The 16,635-nt window shown below is 56.7% G+C and carries 16 protein-coding genes; 7 read left to right on the forward strand and 9 right to left on the reverse strand.

What is annotated here, in order from left to right; translation table 11 throughout:
* Positions 1 to 17 precede the first annotated feature (17 nt).
* Positions 18 to 1,922: a cobaltochelatase CobT-related protein gene (locus tag EMQ_RS02920; protein WP_010666587.1), complete on the forward strand. Its 1,905-nt coding sequence runs from the start codon at positions 18 to 20 to the stop codon at positions 1,920 to 1,922.
* On the opposite strand, the gene EMQ_RS02925 is transcribed toward EMQ_RS02920, so the two are convergent.
* Positions 1,905 to 3,383, reverse strand: coding sequence for a pyridoxal phosphate-dependent decarboxylase family protein (locus tag EMQ_RS02925; protein WP_010666586.1), 1,479 nt, complete (start codon positions 3,381 to 3,383; stop codon positions 1,905 to 1,907). The two genes, EMQ_RS02920 and EMQ_RS02925, sit on opposite strands and share 18 nt — an antisense overlap.
* Before the next feature lie 142 nt (positions 3,384 to 3,525).
* On the opposite strand from EMQ_RS02925, the gene EMQ_RS02930 reads away from it, so the two are divergent.
* A complete protein-coding gene (locus EMQ_RS02930; protein ID WP_010666585.1) occupies positions 3,526 to 4,311 on the forward strand; it encodes an alpha/beta fold hydrolase in 786 nt (261 codons plus the stop codon).
* A 48-nt stretch (positions 4,312 to 4,359) separates the two neighbouring features.
* On the opposite strand, the gene EMQ_RS02935 is transcribed toward EMQ_RS02930, so the two are convergent.
* Positions 4,360 to 5,205, reverse strand: coding sequence for a DUF1217 domain-containing protein (locus tag EMQ_RS02935; RefSeq protein WP_010666584.1), 846 nt, complete (start codon positions 5,203 to 5,205; stop codon positions 4,360 to 4,362).
* Between the two features lie 207 nt (positions 5,206 to 5,412).
* Between EMQ_RS02935 and EMQ_RS02940 the strand changes: the two genes are divergently transcribed.
* A complete protein-coding gene (locus EMQ_RS02940; protein WP_010666583.1) occupies positions 5,413 to 6,921 on the forward strand; it encodes a circularly permuted type 2 ATP-grasp protein in 1,509 nt (502 codons plus the stop codon).
* Positions 6,903 to 7,988, forward strand: coding sequence for an alpha-E domain-containing protein (locus tag EMQ_RS02945; protein WP_010666582.1), 1,086 nt, complete (start codon positions 6,903 to 6,905; stop codon positions 7,986 to 7,988). Before EMQ_RS02940 ends, EMQ_RS02945 begins: the two co-directional genes overlap by 19 nt.
* Before the next feature lie 55 nt (positions 7,989 to 8,043).
* Here EMQ_RS02945 and radC read toward each other — a convergent pair whose 3' ends face one another.
* From radC to EMQ_RS02965, 4 genes are all read right to left on the reverse strand, one after another.
* Entirely contained in the window at positions 8,044 to 8,796 is a 753-nt protein-coding gene (gene radC / locus EMQ_RS02950; RefSeq protein ID WP_158306051.1) for a RadC family protein, read from the reverse strand.
* A 140-nt stretch (positions 8,797 to 8,936) separates the two neighbouring features.
* Positions 8,937 to 9,659, reverse strand: a complete 723-nt coding sequence (locus EMQ_RS02955) for a Crp/Fnr family transcriptional regulator (RefSeq protein WP_010669169.1) — start codon at positions 9,657 to 9,659, stop codon at positions 8,937 to 8,939.
* A 95-nt stretch (positions 9,660 to 9,754) separates the two neighbouring features.
* Positions 9,755 to 10,852, reverse strand: a complete 1,098-nt coding sequence (locus tag EMQ_RS02960) for a branched-chain amino acid aminotransferase (protein WP_018308488.1) — start codon at positions 10,850 to 10,852, stop codon at positions 9,755 to 9,757.
* A 172-nt stretch (positions 10,853 to 11,024) separates the two neighbouring features.
* The gene (locus tag EMQ_RS02965) at positions 11,025 to 11,723 is read right to left on the reverse strand and encodes an HAD hydrolase-like protein (protein WP_018308487.1); all 699 of its coding nucleotides are present in this window, start codon (positions 11,721 to 11,723) and stop codon (positions 11,025 to 11,027) included.
* Positions 11,724 to 11,891: 168 nt separating this feature from the next.
* On the opposite strand from EMQ_RS02965, the gene EMQ_RS02970 reads away from it, so the two are divergent.
* A complete protein-coding gene (locus EMQ_RS02970; RefSeq protein ID WP_010666131.1) occupies positions 11,892 to 12,269 on the forward strand; it encodes a VOC family protein in 378 nt (125 codons plus the stop codon).
* Between the two features lie 54 nt (positions 12,270 to 12,323).
* Here EMQ_RS02970 and EMQ_RS02975 read toward each other — a convergent pair whose 3' ends face one another.
* Both EMQ_RS02975 and EMQ_RS02980 read right to left on the reverse strand, forming a co-directional pair.
* The gene (locus EMQ_RS02975; RefSeq protein ID WP_010666130.1) at positions 12,324 to 12,845 is read right to left on the reverse strand and encodes a cupin domain-containing protein; all 522 of its coding nucleotides are present in this window, start codon (positions 12,843 to 12,845) and stop codon (positions 12,324 to 12,326) included.
* Complete coding sequence (locus EMQ_RS02980) at positions 12,842 to 13,402, reverse strand: VOC family protein (protein ID WP_010666129.1); 561 nt, start codon at positions 13,400 to 13,402, stop codon at positions 12,842 to 12,844. The genes EMQ_RS02975 and EMQ_RS02980 overlap by 4 nt, the downstream gene beginning before the upstream one ends.
* A 192-nt stretch (positions 13,403 to 13,594) precedes the next feature.
* Between EMQ_RS02980 and EMQ_RS02985 the strand changes: the two genes are divergently transcribed.
* Positions 13,595 to 14,383, forward strand: coding sequence for an inositol monophosphatase family protein (locus EMQ_RS02985; RefSeq protein WP_031941425.1), 789 nt, complete (start codon positions 13,595 to 13,597; stop codon positions 14,381 to 14,383).
* Between the two features lie 171 nt (positions 14,384 to 14,554).
* Entirely contained in the window at positions 14,555 to 15,301 is a 747-nt protein-coding gene (locus tag EMQ_RS02990; RefSeq protein WP_010666127.1) for a YfdX family protein, read from the forward strand.
* 206 nt (positions 15,302 to 15,507) lie between these two features.
* Here EMQ_RS02990 and EMQ_RS02995 read toward each other — a convergent pair whose 3' ends face one another.
* On the reverse strand, positions 15,508 to 16,473 hold the full coding sequence (locus EMQ_RS02995) for a DMT family transporter (protein ID WP_026200254.1): 966 nt from the start codon (positions 16,471 to 16,473) through the stop codon (positions 15,508 to 15,510).
* Between the last annotated feature and the right edge of the window lie 162 nt (positions 16,474 to 16,635).

Below are 16,635 nucleotides of genomic sequence, written 5' to 3' on the forward strand. Positions count from 1 at the left end.
GACAGGAAAGACTGAACATGGCGGAAAGCCCCCGTTCTTCGCAAAAACCTTCCACCGCGACTGAAGCGGCCGACAAGGCCGAAGCGTTCCGGCGTGCGACGATCGGGGCTATCCGCGCCATGGGTGGACGGCCTGACACCAATGTCACCTTCCATTCCGGTAATATGCCGCCGGGGCCTCTGGATCAGGACGGACCGATCCGCCTGCCTCAGCCTTCGCGTCATGCGACGGTTGAGGAAGCCACCCGCATACGTGGCGCCGCCGATGCGGAAGCGCTGAAACTCAGGCATCATGATGCCGATTTTCATCGTTCCCATCAGCCGGATGACGGTGCTGCACGCGCCGCCTACGACGCGCTTGAGCAGGCCCGTATCGAGTCTGTCGGCTCACGCTATATGCTGGGCGTGGCCGCCAATCTGGACCAGAAGCTGGAAGAGGAATGCCGCGCGCTCGGCGTGCCGCACATGTCCAGCAAGGAGCAACTTCCCACCGCTTTTGCGCTTGGACTGCTTGCCCGCGCAAAACTCAGCGGGCGGCCGGTTCCGGAAAGTGTCCGTCCCCTTCTCGATGACTGGAGCCGCACGCTGTCTCCTGATGCCCTGAAGGCCCTTGAGGCCCTCAATGCTGCCCAGGATGATCAGGTCGCCTACTCCAAAGCGTCGCAAAAGCTGATGGCCGCCTGCTCTCTTGTCGAACTCGATAGCGAGCAGCCAGAAAACGATGAAGATGGGGAAGATGATGCGACCGGAGAGGATGAAGACGGCGCGGATGAGCCGCCTGCCTCCCCGGAAGAGCAGCCCTCAACCGATGAAATGGAAGAGGAACAGGCGGCAGCCGAACCTCAGTTAATGGATGGAAGTGGTGAAACCGGCGATCCGGATGAAGCCACAGATTCAGAATCCGGTGATACTGACGGAACCGGTGAACCTTCGGGGCCCAATGAGGGACGACAGGCCACCCCCGGTGACACGGCTGCCGGTTATCACGCCTATACCACCCAGTTTGATGAAGAAGTCGCCGCAGAAGATCTGTGCGATGAAGACGAGCTGACACGTCTGCGCCAGCAACTGGACATTCAACTGGCGTCACTGACCGGTGTCATTTCACGACTGGCCAACCGCCTGCAGCGTAAGCTGCTCGCGCAGCAGACCCGTTCATGGAACTTCGATCTCGAAGAAGGCATCCTTGATGCCGGGCGTCTCTCGCGGATCGTCGTCAACCCGACCCTTTCCCTGTCCTACAAGCAGGAAAGCGAGACGGAATTCCGTGATACCGCCGTCACACTTCTGATCGACAATTCCGGCTCCATGCGCGGACGGCCGATTTCCGTAGCCGCCATGTGCGGCGATATCCTCGCCCGCACCCTTGAGCGCTGTGGCGTGAAGGTGGAGATCCTGGGCTTCACCACGCGTGCATGGAAAGGTGGTCAGAGCCGTGAGAAATGGACGGGCGACGGCAAACCGAAAAACCCCGGACGTCTGAATGACCTGCGCCACATCGTCTACAAGGCGGCGGATACTCCCTTGCGTCGGGCTCGCCGCAACCTCGGACTGATGTTGCGTGAAGGTCTGCTCAAGGAAAACATCGACGGTGAGGCGCTTCTCTGGGCGTCCCGTCGCCTGCGTAACCGCCCGGAGCAGCGTCGCATCCTGATGGTGATCTCGGACGGTGCGCCTGTCGATGACAGTACCCTGTCGGCCAATCCGAGTTCGTATCTAGAAGATCATCTTCGAGAGGTCATCACGGCTATCGAAAGCCGCAGCGAGATCGAACTGGTCGCCATCGGCATCGGACACGACGTGACGCGCTATTACAGGCGCGCCGTGACCATCACGGACGCCGAAGAACTCGGCGGCACGATGATGAAGAAGCTGTCCGAACTCTTCGATGAAGACGCGAAGCGGTCAGCCCGGCGCGGTTAAACCACGCCGGGCAGCAAAAGCGAGAACCGCATCCACCATCCGGTCGACGTCAGCCGCCATTGTTCTGTGATTGACGATGGCGGCACGGATCACGAGCCGACCGTTGATCCGTGTCGTCGAGGGGACCGCCAGACCGGCTATCTGGACGTCCTTCACTATCTCGCCGTTCAGATGGTCAAGCTGCTCATCTGTCAGAGTGCAGTCCCGCAGGCGGAAACAGACAATGTCGAGAGTCACGGGGGCCATAAGTTCAAGCATTGGTTCAGCGTCAACACGAGCCTCAAGATGACGGGCAACCGCACAACAGTGATCCACCATCCGGCCAAGCCTCTGCGTGCCGTAGACTGACAGGGTCGCCCAGACTTTCAGCGCCCTGAACCCCCGGGACAGATCCGGGCCGAGATCGCAGAACCAGGGGGCACCTGCTGCTAGTCCACGATCCTCCCGCGAGAGATAGGACAGAGTCTGGGCAAAAGCCGCGGCATGTTTGGTGGCATCGCGCACGATCACACACCCGGCGTCATAGGGAACCTGCGCCCATTTGTGGAAATCGAACGCAAGACTGTCGGCTCTCTCAAGGCCTGACAACGCCTTTTTGAAATGAGGAGAGAGCGCTGCCATCGCGCCGAACGCGCCGTCTACGTGAAACCAGAGTTCTTCCTTGGTGGCGATTCCAGAGATGACGTCCAGGGGATCGATTGCGCCCACATCGACGGTCCCCGCAGTTCCGACCACAAGGAATGGCTCGAAGCCTGCCTGCCTGTCTGCCGCAATCATGGCCTTTAGAGCCGTCGTATCCATACGGAAAGCATCATCAACAGGAACCAGACGGAGCGCATCAGAACCGAGGCCAGCCAGATCAAACGCCCGACTGATGCATCCGTGGGCGCTACAGGCGGCGTATCCCACCAGCGAGCGCTGGCCCACACCGTTTTGCCGCAGTGACAGGCCATCTTTTGCGGCGCGACTGGCGACGATGACGGCAATAAAATTCGCCATTGAAGAGCCCGTGACAAACAGGCCCGACGCTGTTTCCGGAAAGCCCATCAGGCTGGAGGCCCAGCGAATGACCATGCGCTCGACTTCTACGGGCGCATGATCCCGGCCTCCCAGATTGGCGTTGAGGCCCGCAGCCAGCATCTCCGCCAGCATACCGACGGGCGTGCCGCCCCCATGCACCCATCCCATGAAGCCCGGATGGCGGTTCCCTACGCTGTAAGGAAGGACCATCTGTTTGAACGTTTCCCCAAAGGCCTCTGCATCCATCCCATGTTCGGGAACCGGGGTGTGACGAAAACCGGTCCGTATATCATCGGGCAAAGGCTGCCAGACAGGCTGCTCCCTGATTTCCCGTAGATTATCGAACATCATGTCGAGCATATGATGACCTGTGGCCCGGAGCCTGTCCCAGTCTGCGCCTTGCGGATCGAGAGAAAGAAATGGGTCGGTATCATCCACCATAAAAAGGCTTTCGCAAGAAACTGGCTGACAGGAAACTTAGGTCATCACTGCGCTTTCATACAGGACCAAGGCGGTGAAAACCAAGCAAGCGAAGCTGATACCTGCAAATGACTGATTTCCACAATCTGGAGTGAAGCCAATCATGCTGTTCGACGGTTTTGCTCTCATAATCAGGACTGTGAACGACGTTCCTTACCGCTTTTGTCTTGGGGGCAGTGGCACACTCCTCATGCTCCTGCATGGTCGGCCAGAAACACACGCCATGTGGCATAAGGTGGCTCCAGCCCTTGCAGCCCATTACACAGTGCTGTGCCCGGATCTGCATCCTGAGCGCTCTCTCACCCAGCAGGCTGATGATCTGCTTGGTCTGGCGGATAATCTTGGCCACGAAAGTCTCATTCTGGCAGGGCAGGACTACGGGGCACGGGTCGCGTGCGAAGTGGCTGGGCAGGAACCGTCTCGTGTGAAAGCGCTGGTTCTGCTCGAAGCCCTGCCCGGTCCGGATCACTCCGGTCGGGATGATATGGCTTTTTCCCTGACACAATATGAGAGTTGCTGGTTTGGTCAGCTTCACCCCAAACCGGAAGCCAACGCCGTCCAGATACCTGCTGAATGGCTGGATGATCCTATCGCAGAAAACAGCTTCTTCTCTCCAGAGGCGGTAGAAGACTATCTCTCCGCGCAGGTGTGGCGAAGCGACACACCTTTTTCATGGCCAGTGTCTCGTCCGGATCTACACTGTCCTGTTCTTGTCCTCTGGGGCGCAAAGGGACGTATTGGCGGGTGGTATACTCCCGTTTTACCTTGGCTGGCTGTTTCCACCGGCACTGTGACCGGCCATGCGCTCCCGGCTGAGCATTTTCTTCCGGAAGAAGCACCAGAAGAAACTCTTGCCGCCATTCAGGATTTTCTGAGTAACATCTCATGAACCAGGCACACGGCCTGCCCCTCCTGACGAACAGAAACCCTGATGTTCCTAACCGAACAGCGAGGAAACAAGCGAGTTACCGCTTGAGGTAATGCCAAACAGGCTGAGAGTCGGATCACTTGTTCCATCCGAACCGTAAAGCGAGAGCAATGAAGCCGGTTGCGTTACTGTCTGCGGATTAAACTGAAGGATGGCCAGATAACGCTCTGCATATTTCTGAATGTTTGCTTCAGATGAGAAGTCCGAGGCGTTATATGTTTTTTCAATCAGACGCTTCTGTTCGTCATAATCCAGAACACCGAACTGTGTTGGATTATATCCGCTTACAGTTTCAACAACTTTCAGAAGAGTGGAATCGGACATGATCTGATCGACAGTCATGCCTGTCGTCATTGTTCTTGTGAAGTAGAGAGCATTACCAACACCGGACGTGCTCTGCTGTGCCTCCAGCGCTGTTTCATAGGATTTTTCATCATATTTCGTGACGATCGAATCAACGGTCGACTGATCAGCGAAAGGAGATGTTGTCGAAGCGGAAGAACCACTTGTATCGAATGCAGCAAAAGCTTTAGCGAATGCTGTCCACGCCGCATTGCCTGATTTGGCCGACACGGACTTGGGATCAGTCGGATTCTGCGTAAGGAGGTCTTTCACCAGCGCTGTGGAGTTCTGAATCGATCCAAGCCCATAGGCTCCGAGCACCACAGAAAGCGCCTTGTAGTTTTTCATCAAGGCAGAGGCAGAGGTGATTGTTACGGCGTCTTCCTCAAAAGATGACGTATAGTTTGTTACCGTCGCATCTGTCTTGGCATAATCGGAAGCCGATTTTGCCTCGTCCTTGAGATCATGCTCATACAGGGCGACGGGAGACAGACCGGTGATAATAGAAGACATGGGAGACCTCCATCAGCCGGCTTTTCCGGCGTTTGCGTCCGTCTCGCAGAGTGCCCCACCAGTACTAACAACCAGTTAAAGTCATATACGCAAAACAAATGCCCAAGATTCATTTTAGGCTTGGCGACACGAAATTTTCTTGCTCTTCTGTAACGAACTTCTCCGGGCGGGCTACGTTTTCCAGGAGAAAAGCGGTCAGGAGCACGAATGGGCAACGCTACGCACAAACAGACCGGACCTTCCCCGACTGTCAGCGGACTCTCCGCAAGCACACCGTCTGAAGGGCTGTTCTCCACTTATCAAAACGGACATTTTTTCTGTGAGCTCACCAATACCGGAGCGCCGCTCGATCCCCGGATTGATCTGCTCCGGCAAAGGCTGAACGCCCTTCCTCTGGATGACCTCCGCACCCGTGCGGCACAGGCAGAACAGGAACTCTACAATCTCGGCATCACTTTCACGGTATATTCGGACAAGAACGCCATTGACCGGATACTGCCGTTTGATCTTGTTCCCCGTATCCTGACCCAACCCGAATGGCGCCATGTGGAAGCCGGCGTAAAGCAGCGGGTCAAGGCTCTGAACATGTTCCTGTGGGACATCTATCACGATCAGAACGTGCTCAAGGACGGCATTATTCCCCGTGAACTGGTCGTCGGAAACTCCAATTTCTGCCCCGCCATGATGGGACTGGACGTTCCCGGCGGTACTTACATCCATATCGACGGCACCGACCTTGTGCGCGACGAGACAGGTCGTTTTCTCGTTCTGGAAGATAACGGACGGACACCTTCCGGCGTCTCGTATGTGATCGAAAACCGCCATACGACGCTGCGTGTCATGCCGGATATCGCGTCAGGCATCGACCTCATGCCCGTGGACGAGTACGGCATGCGCTTACAGAATGCGCTCTCGGAAGTCGCCCCTGAAGGTGTGGACAATCCTCAGGTCGTCCTGCTGTCGCCTGGCATCTACAACTCTGCCTATTTCGAGCATGTTTTCCTCGCCCGCGAGATGGGTGTTCCTCTCGTGGAAGGACGCGACCTCGTCACTGAAAACGACCGCGTCTATATGCGCACGACAGCGGGCCTGCGTCCGGTCCATTCCATCTACCGCCGCCTCAACGACGACTTTCTTGATCCGGAAGCCTTTGATCCCTCAAGCATGCTGGGTGTGCCCGGACTGGTGCAGGCCTACCGCAAGGGAAATGTGACCATCGCCAACGCGATCGGAACCGGCGTGGCGGATGACAAGGCCGTCTACGCCTACATGCCGAGAATCATCCAGTATTACCTCTCGGAAGAACCGATCCTTTCCAACGTGGAGACGCATATCTGCGCCGAACCGGAAGGACTGGCCTACACATTGGCCAATCTCGACAAGCTGGTTGTCAAACCCGTTGGTGAATCAGGTGGTTACGGCCTTCTGATCGGCCCGCATGCGACGAAAGAGGAACTCGCGGAGTTCAGTAGCAAGCTGAAGGACGATCCCTCCAACTACATCAGTCAGCCGGTCGTGCAGCTTTCCGTCTGTCCGACACTCTGTGAAAACGGCCTCGAAAATCGCCATGTCGATCTGCGTCCTTTCGCTGTCACCGGCAAGGACACATGGGTGCTTCCGGGCGGTCTCTCCCGCGTAGCCCTGAAGCGAGGCTCGCTCGTCGTCAATTCGTCCCAGGGCGGTGGCTCCAAGGACACATGGGTGCTGGCATCATGACCATTACTGTCGATCCGATCGCAACCCTCCCCCCGCAGCCGCTTCTCTCACGGTATGCGGAATGTTCCATGTGGCTTGCCCGTTATATGGAACGCATTGAAAATCTGGCGCGTATCATCGATATCACCGAGACCTTTGTCCGGTCCGGCGCGATCGATGGCTGGAAGGCCATCATTCAGATCAATGCGGATGAGGAACGATTCTTCAAGGCACACCGCAAATACGCTGCGGAACAGGTTATCTCCTTCTATGTGATTGAAAGAGACAACCCGACTTCGATCGCCGCTCTGGCTCATGCCGCCCGTGAAAACGCCCGTTCCCTGCGTCCGATCATCTCTGTGGAAATGTGGGCGCAACTCAACGTCTTCACCAATTTTATCCGGGACCTGAAAGCCAACGACATCCGCCCCGGCGAAATTTCCACCCTGTGCACGAAAATCAAGGAAGAATGCCAGACCCATACCGGTATTACCGAGGGAACGCTCTATCGGGATCAGGTCTCAGTCTTCTACAATATTGGACGCTATATTGAACGTGCTGATCAGATCACACGTCTGATCGACATCAAATACCACACGCTCCTGCCTTCAGAGGCCGGTGTGGGATCGGAAGTTGATATCAGCCAGTGGTCCGCTCTTTTGCGCTCGGCAGCGGGTTATCATGCTTACAGACGGGTCATGGCGGGCGACATCCGCCCCTCCAGCATCATCGGTTTTCTGCTGAAAAGCGCCGCTTTCCCGCGTTCACTGACGACGAACCTCAGACTGCTTCACAATAGCCTAACACAGCTCCGTCGGGATTATCGCCTGCTTGCCTCGTCCAATATTCTGGAGCGTGTGGAGCATCTCTCCGCCGTACTAGAAAGTCAGACGGCAACCCAGATTATCGTCAGCGGACTGCATGAGTTCTGCGACTGGATCCAGAGCGAGCTTCAGCTGGTTCAGAATGAAATTGCCCAGGCTTTCTGGCCAACGGAACCTGTCCTGGCGACGCCTCTCCAGCCACTGCCGCCGCTTGAGCCACTTCCGGCATTTTCATCGCAGACACAAAGCCAGAGTCAGACCTGAGGATGGTGTTGGGACAATGGTCGGGTTAGGCCCGGCCATTGTCCTTCAGGAGCTTCTACAGCAATTTCGACTCTGCAAAGCTGAGCCATTTACCATTTCCGACAATCACATGATCCCGCACGGTAATGCCCAGAACACTGGCGGCAGAGGCAACCTGTTTGGTCATGGCAAGATCTTCAGCAGAAGGTGACGGATCACCACTCGGGTGATTGTGCACGAGAACAAGTGCGGTCGCCTTCAGTTCAAGCGCCCTGCGTACGACCTCTCTTGGGTAGACAGGCGTATGATTGACCGTTCCCCTCGCCTGCGCTTCATCGGCGATCAATAGTCCGGTCTCGTCCAGAAAAAGGATGTGAAACTGCTCTATGACTTCCCGTGCCAGAACTGCTGACAGATAGGCGTACAGCTTTTTCCGATCAGAAAGAATTTCACTGTCCGCAAGCTGAGACCTCTGGAGCCTGACCGCAGCTTCACGAAAGACGGTTACGGCCGCAAGCATGTACGGCCCAATCCCGGCCACAGAGCGCAAAGCCTGTGTGGAAGCCGTCAGAGTTCCCGCAAATGACCCGAACCGGGCAAGCAGCATTCCTGCCATTACCTTCGGTTCCTCATGTTTCGGCATGGCCAGACGCACCAGCGCCGAGAGGGCGTCAATATCATCCAGAACCGGCAGATCGGTGACAAGACCACTCTCTTCCGGATCTGCCTGCTCGCTGTTATGAAGCGCTCTGGTCGGGTCAGGTGCCAGTTTTGTGTCGCGGACATTCAGGTTGCGAAATGTCGCCCCGTCCGAAAATCCATTACTCACGAAAGACCTCGACGCAAATAGAAAGCATCGAAAGTCTACAGGCATGTTATTTCTGTGAATACCAAATATTTTGTTTTTTTATATAAATAAATACTAAAATTTAGACTTAAACTTAATATGATGTATTTTATAAAATATCCCTAATTATTGAGAAGATTAGTAAGCTTGGACAAATCAAGCCAGAGACTACGGGAATCAAGCCGTTTCATCAGACCATCTTCCTCAAGCTTCCCCAGCGTACGACTGATTGTTTCGACGGACGTCCCCAGATAATCAGCGATATCGGAGCGATCCATGATCAGGTTGAGAACATTCTTCACAGGATCAAAAACTTCCTGCTGCCGACTGCATTCCAGCAGAAAGTCAGCAACCCGCTTCAGCACTCTCTGATGTGTGACAATCAGCAGATGCCGCTGGGAAAGCCGCAACTGCGCCATGGCTCCCACAAGACAATCCTGTTGCAGCCGCGGCTCATGAGCGCAAAGTGCGTCCAGCGCCGCACGCGGTACACGGATAAGCAGGCAATCTGTCAGCGCACAGGCCGAGTTCAGATAAACGCCGTTCTCTCCCAACCCGAACGGCTCGCCCGGCATGTAGAAAGCGACGATCTGATTTCTGCCGTCCGCAAGCTGATGAGCAACACGCACGGCACCTGAGTGCGGAATATAGATATACTGTGCGGGCGTCGCCTGAGCGAAAATCTGTTCCTTACACTCGTAGGAAACGAGTGAGGCGATCTCCGCCAGTTCCTTCTGAACCACACTGTCCAGAATCAGGAAGCCATCCTTGTCAATACGGTCCGCAGGCCAGTGTCCCACGGCGCAGATACGGACTTTCGGCAAAGCGACGGCAAGGATCTTCATCGAAACCTGTAAGACTGAAGAAGCTGAAACGCAAAAGCCGACACTTGAGAAGTGTCGGCTCCATGGGAATGGTCAGATCTGTCCGCAGAACAGAGTCAGCAGACGCGGTGCACCCAGTTATGAGTGTCTTTCACACGACCACGCTGCGTCCCGATCAGAGCTTCCCGCAGGGCGCTTGTCACCGGACCCGGACCTTTTCCGCCCGAAATCTTCACTTCGCCGCCATTCTTGCTGCGCACTGTGCCAATCGGAGAAACTGCCGCCGCCGTGCCGCAGGCGAAGGTCTCGGTCAGACGACCGGACTTGGCATCCGCGAGCCACTGATCGACGGAATACGCTTCCTCACGCACCGTCATACCCTTTTCACGCGCGATCGTCAGGATCGAATCACGCGTAATACCGGGCAGAATTGTTCCGGTCAGGGCTGGCGTACTGATAGAGCCGTCATCAAACACGAAGAAGATGTTCATGCCGCCCATCTCCTCGATGTAGCGGTGTTCGACAGCGTCAAGGAACACGACCTGATCGCACCCTTCGGCCTTGGCTTCCGCCTGCGCCAGCAGGGAGGCGGCATAGTTGCCACCGCATTTCGCAGCACCAGTACCACCGGGAGCCGCACGCGTGTAGGTCTCGGAAACCCACACAGTCACAGCGCCGGAGCTGAAATAGGCTCCCACAGGCGCTGCAATCACCAGAAACAGATATTCTGATGCCGGCTTGACCCCAAGAAAGGCATCATTGGCGAACATGAAAGGGCGGATATACAGGCTGGCATTCTCGCCAGACGGCACCCAGTCACGATCCGCCTTCACCAGTTCATCGACAGCCCGCATGAACAGGGCGTCCGGAAGCTGCGGCATAGCCATACGTTCCGCCGAAGAGCGGAAACGGCGGGCATTGGCGTCCGGACGGAAGATGGCGATGCCATTATCCTCTGTCCGGAAAGCCTTCATGCCCTCAAAGATTTCCTGAGCATAATGCAGGACCGCAGCGGATGGATCGAGCGTCAGCGGACCACGCGGCATGACTTTTGCGTCGTGCCAGCCCAAGCCGTCCTTGTAGTGGATCATGACCATATGATCGGTTGCAATCCGCCCGAATGCCGGGTTGGCCATGAGCTCCGCCCGCTTTTCCGGGGACGTGAGGTTAGGATGCGGAAGGGTTTCGAAGCTGATGTCCTCGGCGCTACTCACGGCCTGCTCTCCTGCCCTGTCAACGGGCTTACCTATGGTTTCATGGCCCTCAGGGCCGATATTGCGCCACACTTGAGCGGAAATTCCCCTTTTGGGCAATCCGGTCGCAACGCAATTCTGCCGACTGTTTCCAATGAGGTGACCGATTGGTCAATCCCTTGGGAACCGCTCTTCAGGCATGAACATGCTTCAGGGCAGCCTGAAGCTGTCTGGAAACAAGGCCCGGCAGTTCGGAAGGTGTTTCGGCAATGGCCTCCGCACCGGCTTCGATCAGTTCGCCTTCTCCACCATACCCCCACGCAATGCCAATCGCACGGATGGCATTGGCATGCGCGCCGGAAATATCGAACCGGCGATCACCGAGCATGATGGCGTGATGCTTTTCAATGCCGTGGTCCGACAGGACCGAGCCGATCAGTTCCGGCTTTTCCGCACCGCTGTCATCCGGTCGAGCGCCATAAATTTCCCGGAACTCTCCCAGCAGCCCTGCACGTTCAAGAATGGCGCGGGCCAGCGCCTTGGGTTTTGATGTCGCAATATAGAGGGTAGCGCCCGCCTCTTTGATGGTCGCGATCGCCTCCCGCATTCCGGGGAAAACCGGTGTCTGGAACATGCCTTCAGCTTCGTAATGCCGCCGGTAACACGCCATCGCGTCGTCGCACCGATCATCGCCATAATGGCGGAGAACTTCTCCGATCAGATCTCGCAGCGGAGGACCAACAACCCAGGTCAGATCCTGATCCAGATCAGGTTCATGACCAAGCTCACGGATCACTTTCCGGATTGTTGCTATGATCCCTGCGCGGGAGTCGATGATTGTTCCATCAAGATCGAAAAGGACCGAGGAACCGGCGAGAGGATGCGCTGTCATGGTTGCAGTTGAATACGCATCCGGGCCGCCGTCAATGCAGCGTTTCCTGCAGGAGCTCTTGTAGGATCGTCCGGGCTGACTGTAGCGTGCCCGACCGTGGATGGTGTCCGACAGGCCTACGCTCAATACGGCAGACCCGGACACGATCAGAAACTCTGGAGATCGCCTATGTTCAGCCACGTCATGCTTGGCAGTAACGACATCGAAAGATCACGCAAATTCTACGACGCCATCTTCACGGCAATCGGTGGAACACCGGGAACCCTGAACCCGAAAGGTCGCCTCGTTTATACCCACAAGGGCGAACGCCTTGTGATCGGCAAACCGCTCAACGGTGAACCCGCCACCGCAGGTAACGGCTCGACCATCGGTTTCGCCATCGAGACACCGGAGAAAATCGACGCCTGGTGGAAAGCTGGCGGTGAGAACGGCGGCACCCAGATCGAAGATCCGCCGGGCGTGCGCAAGAACCCTGCTGGCGACATGTATCTCGCCTATCTGCGCGATCCCGACGGCAACAAGCTGTGCGCCCTGCACTCCATGTAATTCTGTTTCGTCAGCCGGTATCGGATTTTCCGATACCGGTGACACGGTCCATTTCTATTTGAAACGACAGGGCTGATCGCTGGTCGGCGTCTCATCAGTCTGGATGACCATCAGTTCGACGGGACCAACCCCCACATTTCCTGCGTCATGCCCGATACGGCCCTGCTGGTCCTTGCGGCTGAGCTGATCCTCACCCAGCGAGACTTCACCCGGTCCCATGACCACCTTGTGCCCGTCCATGGCCGTCACATACCATGAGCCCTTAAGCGGAATGATCCACTGCACTTTCGGGTCCGGATGCCACACACCGTTCCAGTGCGCTGGCTGCACAGTGAAGATCACCTGAGCCGGACCTTCCTTCAGCCGGTTCTGCCACTGCGGTCCCGCCGGTTTCGACATGGTTTTCAGATCGAAATCACGGATCGGACAGCGTGTCATATGGCTGATACCGTCGTGATCGCTCCAGTTATGCCAGTACCACATGGTTGGGCTAGGCGGTGTCTCGTCAGCCAGCGCCATTCCGGTCATGCTGAGGATGCCGATCAGTACGGCAAAAACTGTGTTGCGCTTTATCATTCTGCCTTCTCCGACTGCCTGCGCGGCGGCTGGTAGCGTTTTTCCGGCGACACCGCATCGAAGCGCTCCCGACTGGGGGTGGCGAGCAGTTCCACGATCATTCCCCACGGCGTCTTTCCGTAGCAGAACAGATTGCCCGGCCCTTCTTCCAGTGAGGGCTGCTTCTGCGGTTCTGTCATCAGGACACCACCAGCTTCAGTGAAACGGGCGCATCCTGCTTCGATATCATCCACATAGACTGCAAAATGCTGAAGCCCGAAATCACTGGGACGCAGGGCGGCATGCTGCTCCGGTCCGTGCATTTCAAAAAGCTCGATACAGGGCCCCTGCCCCAGCGCCACCATGCACATTTCTTTCACGACCGTTCCGGGCACAAGGTCGAGGATCTTCTCGACCCTGCTTCCTTCCTGCGGGTGATCCGGCGTCACATTACGATAAAGCGGAACCGCTCCGAAGGCCTGTTCCAGAAAACGAAGAGCCGCGTCGATATCGGGAACAGTGACGCCGACATGATCAATCCCCCGCGGCAGACCTGACTGATCCTGAGCCTCTTTCATGCTTGCTCCTCCCGGTTATCTGTAAAAACAACGGAGCCTGTGCCGGTCAGTTGCATATAAAACCCGATGACCGGAACCGATGCCCTCGACGCACGCACTCTCTCCGGCCTATTTCTTGTCCCGTTTCAAGAATAGGGTGACGCATCGTCATCCTGACTGACAGGAGACCGGCCTGCGCCGGGAAACATGCTCATGACTGCTGCCATTGAACGCCGTTTTGAAGCGGCCCGTGCCGTTGTGGATGATGCCGCACGACTGGCCCTTTCGATGAGACCGCCTCCGGGCGGACCGGTGGGCACGCAGAAATCCGCTCAGGATTGGCTGACTGAAGCAGATGGCGCGGTTGAAGCATTCATTTCCAAACGCATGGCGACTCTCTTTCCGGATGACGGATTTCAGGGCGAGGAAGAAGGCGCGACACGCAGCGGGAGCCTGCGCTGGGTTGTTGATCCCATCGACGGCACTTCCAACTTCGCGCGCGGACGCAATCGCTGGTGCGTCTCGCTCGGCCTTCTGGAAGATGATCGTCCGGTTGCCGGTATCGTCTGCGCCCCTGCTCTTAGCGAGACCTATACCGGACTGATCGGCAAGGGCGCTTTCCTGAACGGCAAACCCATCAAGGCATCTCCCGTGAGCGACACGCACAGCGCCATGATCGAGATGGGCTGGAGCAATCGGGTGCCGAAACCAGTTTTCATGGAGAAGATCGGGACCATTCTGGACTCTGGCGCAATGCCGCGCTCAGGCGGTTCCGGAGCGCTGGCGTTGACCGATGTGGCCTGCGGCCGACTGGATGCCTACATCGAAATCGTTATCAATCTCTGGGATGTCGCCGGTGCTCTTCCCATTCTGGCAGAGGCTGGCGCAAAGGTTTCTCCCTTTCTCCGGGACGGCGGTCTGACGGGCGGCGCGACCATTCTCGCCGTCGCTCCGGGTATTGCAGAAACACTGTCAAAGGCCGTGAATATCCCGCTGATCTGAAGTGGCAGCCGGGTGGCAGAATGCCATCCGGCGATCTGCCTTGACATTCGTCATGTAACCGATGGCTACAAAACTATTACCTTTCATGTCCCAAACAGGGTTCTCGTCGGCACGTCCGCACGATAACCTCCGGCCCATGTCATTTTCGAATGACGACAAGGAGTTTGAAACATGAAGAAAATTGCACTCTCTCTCATGCTGGCAGCCGGTCTGGCGACAGCGCCGACATTCGCTCACGCAGCATCGGCCCATGTCGCCTGGGAGAAGTACAAGGCTGGTCGTTCCCTGAAGCATCTGTCCGCTGACGGTCAGCGCGCTTTCGGTGACCTGATTCAGGCCCATGACCTGCTTGCGGCAGGCAAGACGGAACAGGCCATCCCGTTCCTCTACGATGCGAGTAAAAGCCTGACAGCAGCTTCAAAAGCAGACAAAAAGTTTGTTGCGGCTGAAGCTTCCCTGACACCGGCGCCTCAGCATCCGGCAGCACCGGGTCACACCCCTTCCAGCACACAGGAAACCTGGATCCCTGTCGGTGGTGAATTCGTGGAAACAGAAACCCTCGCTCCCGAGAAAAAAGCTGCTGTCGCAGCCGCCAATGGTCAGCTCAAGGCAGGCAAGGCACCGCAGGCCGCAGAGACCATGCAGGTTGTTGATGACAAGCTGGATTTCATCGTGGCTCTGGCCCCGCTGAATGCGACACAGGGCGCAGTGAACCGTGCGCAGGTGTTTACGGAAGGCCACAACCCGCAAGACGCACTTGATGCGGTGACACAGGCGCTGAACGGCCTCGTGTTTGTTGATGATAGCCTTCTTGATGCGCAGGCTGCTCCCGCAGGCGCTCCTGCCGCTGCTTCTGCTGCTTCTGCTGCACCAGCAGCCTCTGTGGCGACACAGCCCGCAGCCAAAGCTGCCCAGTAAGACCGGTACGATTACTCCTGATCATCCAGTGTGAAGATCAGGAGTAATTTTTTAAGGTTTGATTCCCGTGAGCAGTCAGGCTGCCACGTTCCGGTTTACTTCGGTCAATCGGGGCAAAGTGGACTCTGTTCCCTGTACAGTTCGGGACAATGTCCGAAAAACCATGCGCCTGTATTTGAAGACCATACAGACGCCTGACTCTTCTCTCAAAAACGCTTCGACGACGTAACCACTGAGGCTCGCGCGATTTCGTTGGCGCGCTTGGCGGCCAGTTTACGCTCCTTGCGCTCTCTCATGGCCATCCGCTCGTAACGGATACGCTGACGGATCCAGTTCAGAACGCCCGAGAACATCAGCACCATAATGCCGACAAAGGTCCAGCCATCCAGCGGCTCCTTAAAGACGATGTAACTGAGCACGACACCCCAGACCATCTGGCTGTATTGCGGCAGAGCCACACGGTTTGCAGGGGCTTTCGCCGTCGCCATCATCATCAGCAACTGACCAAGCGCCGCCAGAAAACCGTAGCCAAACAGGAAGATCCAGTCTTTGACAGACGCAGGCCATGTCGCATGCACGCCCATCAGGATGCCGTTTCCAACAATAGGCCCGATGAGGCTGGAACCGAACAGGGACAGACGGGTCTTTTCACGGTCGGCAAGACGGTAGGCGATCACGCTGCCTGCATTCGCAAACGCTGCCAGCAGGGCGCACAGATGTCCGAAATGCAGGGCACGGAAGCCGGGACGCAGCACGATCAGCACCCCGACAAAGCCCAGAATGACCGCAAGCCAGGCCCAGAACGTAACCTTTTCCTTCAGGAAAACGACCGAGATCACTGTCACGAACAGCGGCATCAGGAACATCAGCGAGAGAGCTTCCGGCATAGGCAGAAGCATGAAAGCTTCCACGCTGGCCGCTGTCGCGACGAACACACAGATCGCTCTGAGGAACCACATTCTCCACAGCTGAGGACGTACGATATCGAGATAGGATTCCCCCTTCTGCCGGATGAACGGCAGAATCAGGAAACCAAAAATACCGCCAGAAAAGGCGACTTCAAACGGATCCAGAGAGCCTGCCAGCAGTTTGGAGAACGCGTCGCTGATGGAGAACGCCGCATAAGCTCCAAAGGCGAGCGTCATTCCGGTGAAGAGGTCTCTCGGAGTCATGGAAGTTCGTACGCCGTATGCTGGAGAAATGAGAAAAACTGTCGGGCAGGCCTGAAACAGGGAGCCGCGTATAATCGTCGCGCCATATAACGTCACGCACTATTATGAGGCAGACACAAAAAAAATTTACACCCTGTTTTTCTGCACTACGAAATACGCAGG

Source organism: Acetobacter aceti NBRC 14818, assembly GCF_000193495.2.
GTDB lineage: Bacteria > Pseudomonadota > Alphaproteobacteria > Acetobacterales > Acetobacteraceae > Acetobacter > Acetobacter aceti.

Coding starts and splice junctions, on each gene's coding strand:
- EMQ_RS02975 (WP_010666130.1), bottom strand. CDS start 12,845: ATGATAAAGCGCAACACAGTTTTTGCCGTACTGATCGGCATCCTCAGC.
- EMQ_RS02965 (WP_018308487.1), bottom strand. CDS start 11,723: ATGACAGCGCATCCTCTCGCCGGTTCCTCGGTCCTTTTCGATCTTGAT.
- EMQ_RS02935 (WP_010666584.1), bottom strand. CDS start 5,205: ATGTCTTCTATTATCACCGGTCTGTCTCCCGTCGCCCTGTATGAGCAT.
- EMQ_RS02980 (WP_010666129.1), bottom strand. CDS start 13,402: ATGAAAGAGGCTCAGGATCAGTCAGGTCTGCCGCGGGGGATTGATCAT.
- EMQ_RS02955 (WP_010669169.1), bottom strand. CDS start 9,659: ATGAAGATCCTTGCCGTCGCTTTGCCGAAAGTCCGTATCTGCGCCGTG.
- EMQ_RS02925 (WP_010666586.1), bottom strand. CDS start 3,383: ATGGTGGATGATACCGACCCATTTCTTTCTCTCGATCCGCAAGGCGCA.
- EMQ_RS02990 (WP_010666127.1), top strand. CDS start 14,555: ATGAAGAAAATTGCACTCTCTCTCATGCTGGCAGCCGGTCTGGCGACA.
- EMQ_RS02970 (WP_010666131.1), top strand. CDS start 11,892: ATGTTCAGCCACGTCATGCTTGGCAGTAACGACATCGAAAGATCACGC.
- EMQ_RS02930 (WP_010666585.1), top strand. CDS start 3,526: ATGCTGTTCGACGGTTTTGCTCTCATAATCAGGACTGTGAACGACGTT.
- EMQ_RS02940 (WP_010666583.1), top strand. CDS start 5,413: ATGGGCAACGCTACGCACAAACAGACCGGACCTTCCCCGACTGTCAGC.
- EMQ_RS02920 (WP_010666587.1), top strand. CDS start 18: ATGGCGGAAAGCCCCCGTTCTTCGCAAAAACCTTCCACCGCGACTGAA.
- EMQ_RS02985 (WP_031941425.1), top strand. CDS start 13,595: ATGACTGCTGCCATTGAACGCCGTTTTGAAGCGGCCCGTGCCGTTGTG.
- EMQ_RS02995 (WP_026200254.1), bottom strand. CDS start 16,473: ATGACTCCGAGAGACCTCTTCACCGGAATGACGCTCGCCTTTGGAGCT.
- EMQ_RS02945 (WP_010666582.1), top strand. CDS start 6,903: ATGGGTGCTGGCATCATGACCATTACTGTCGATCCGATCGCAACCCTC.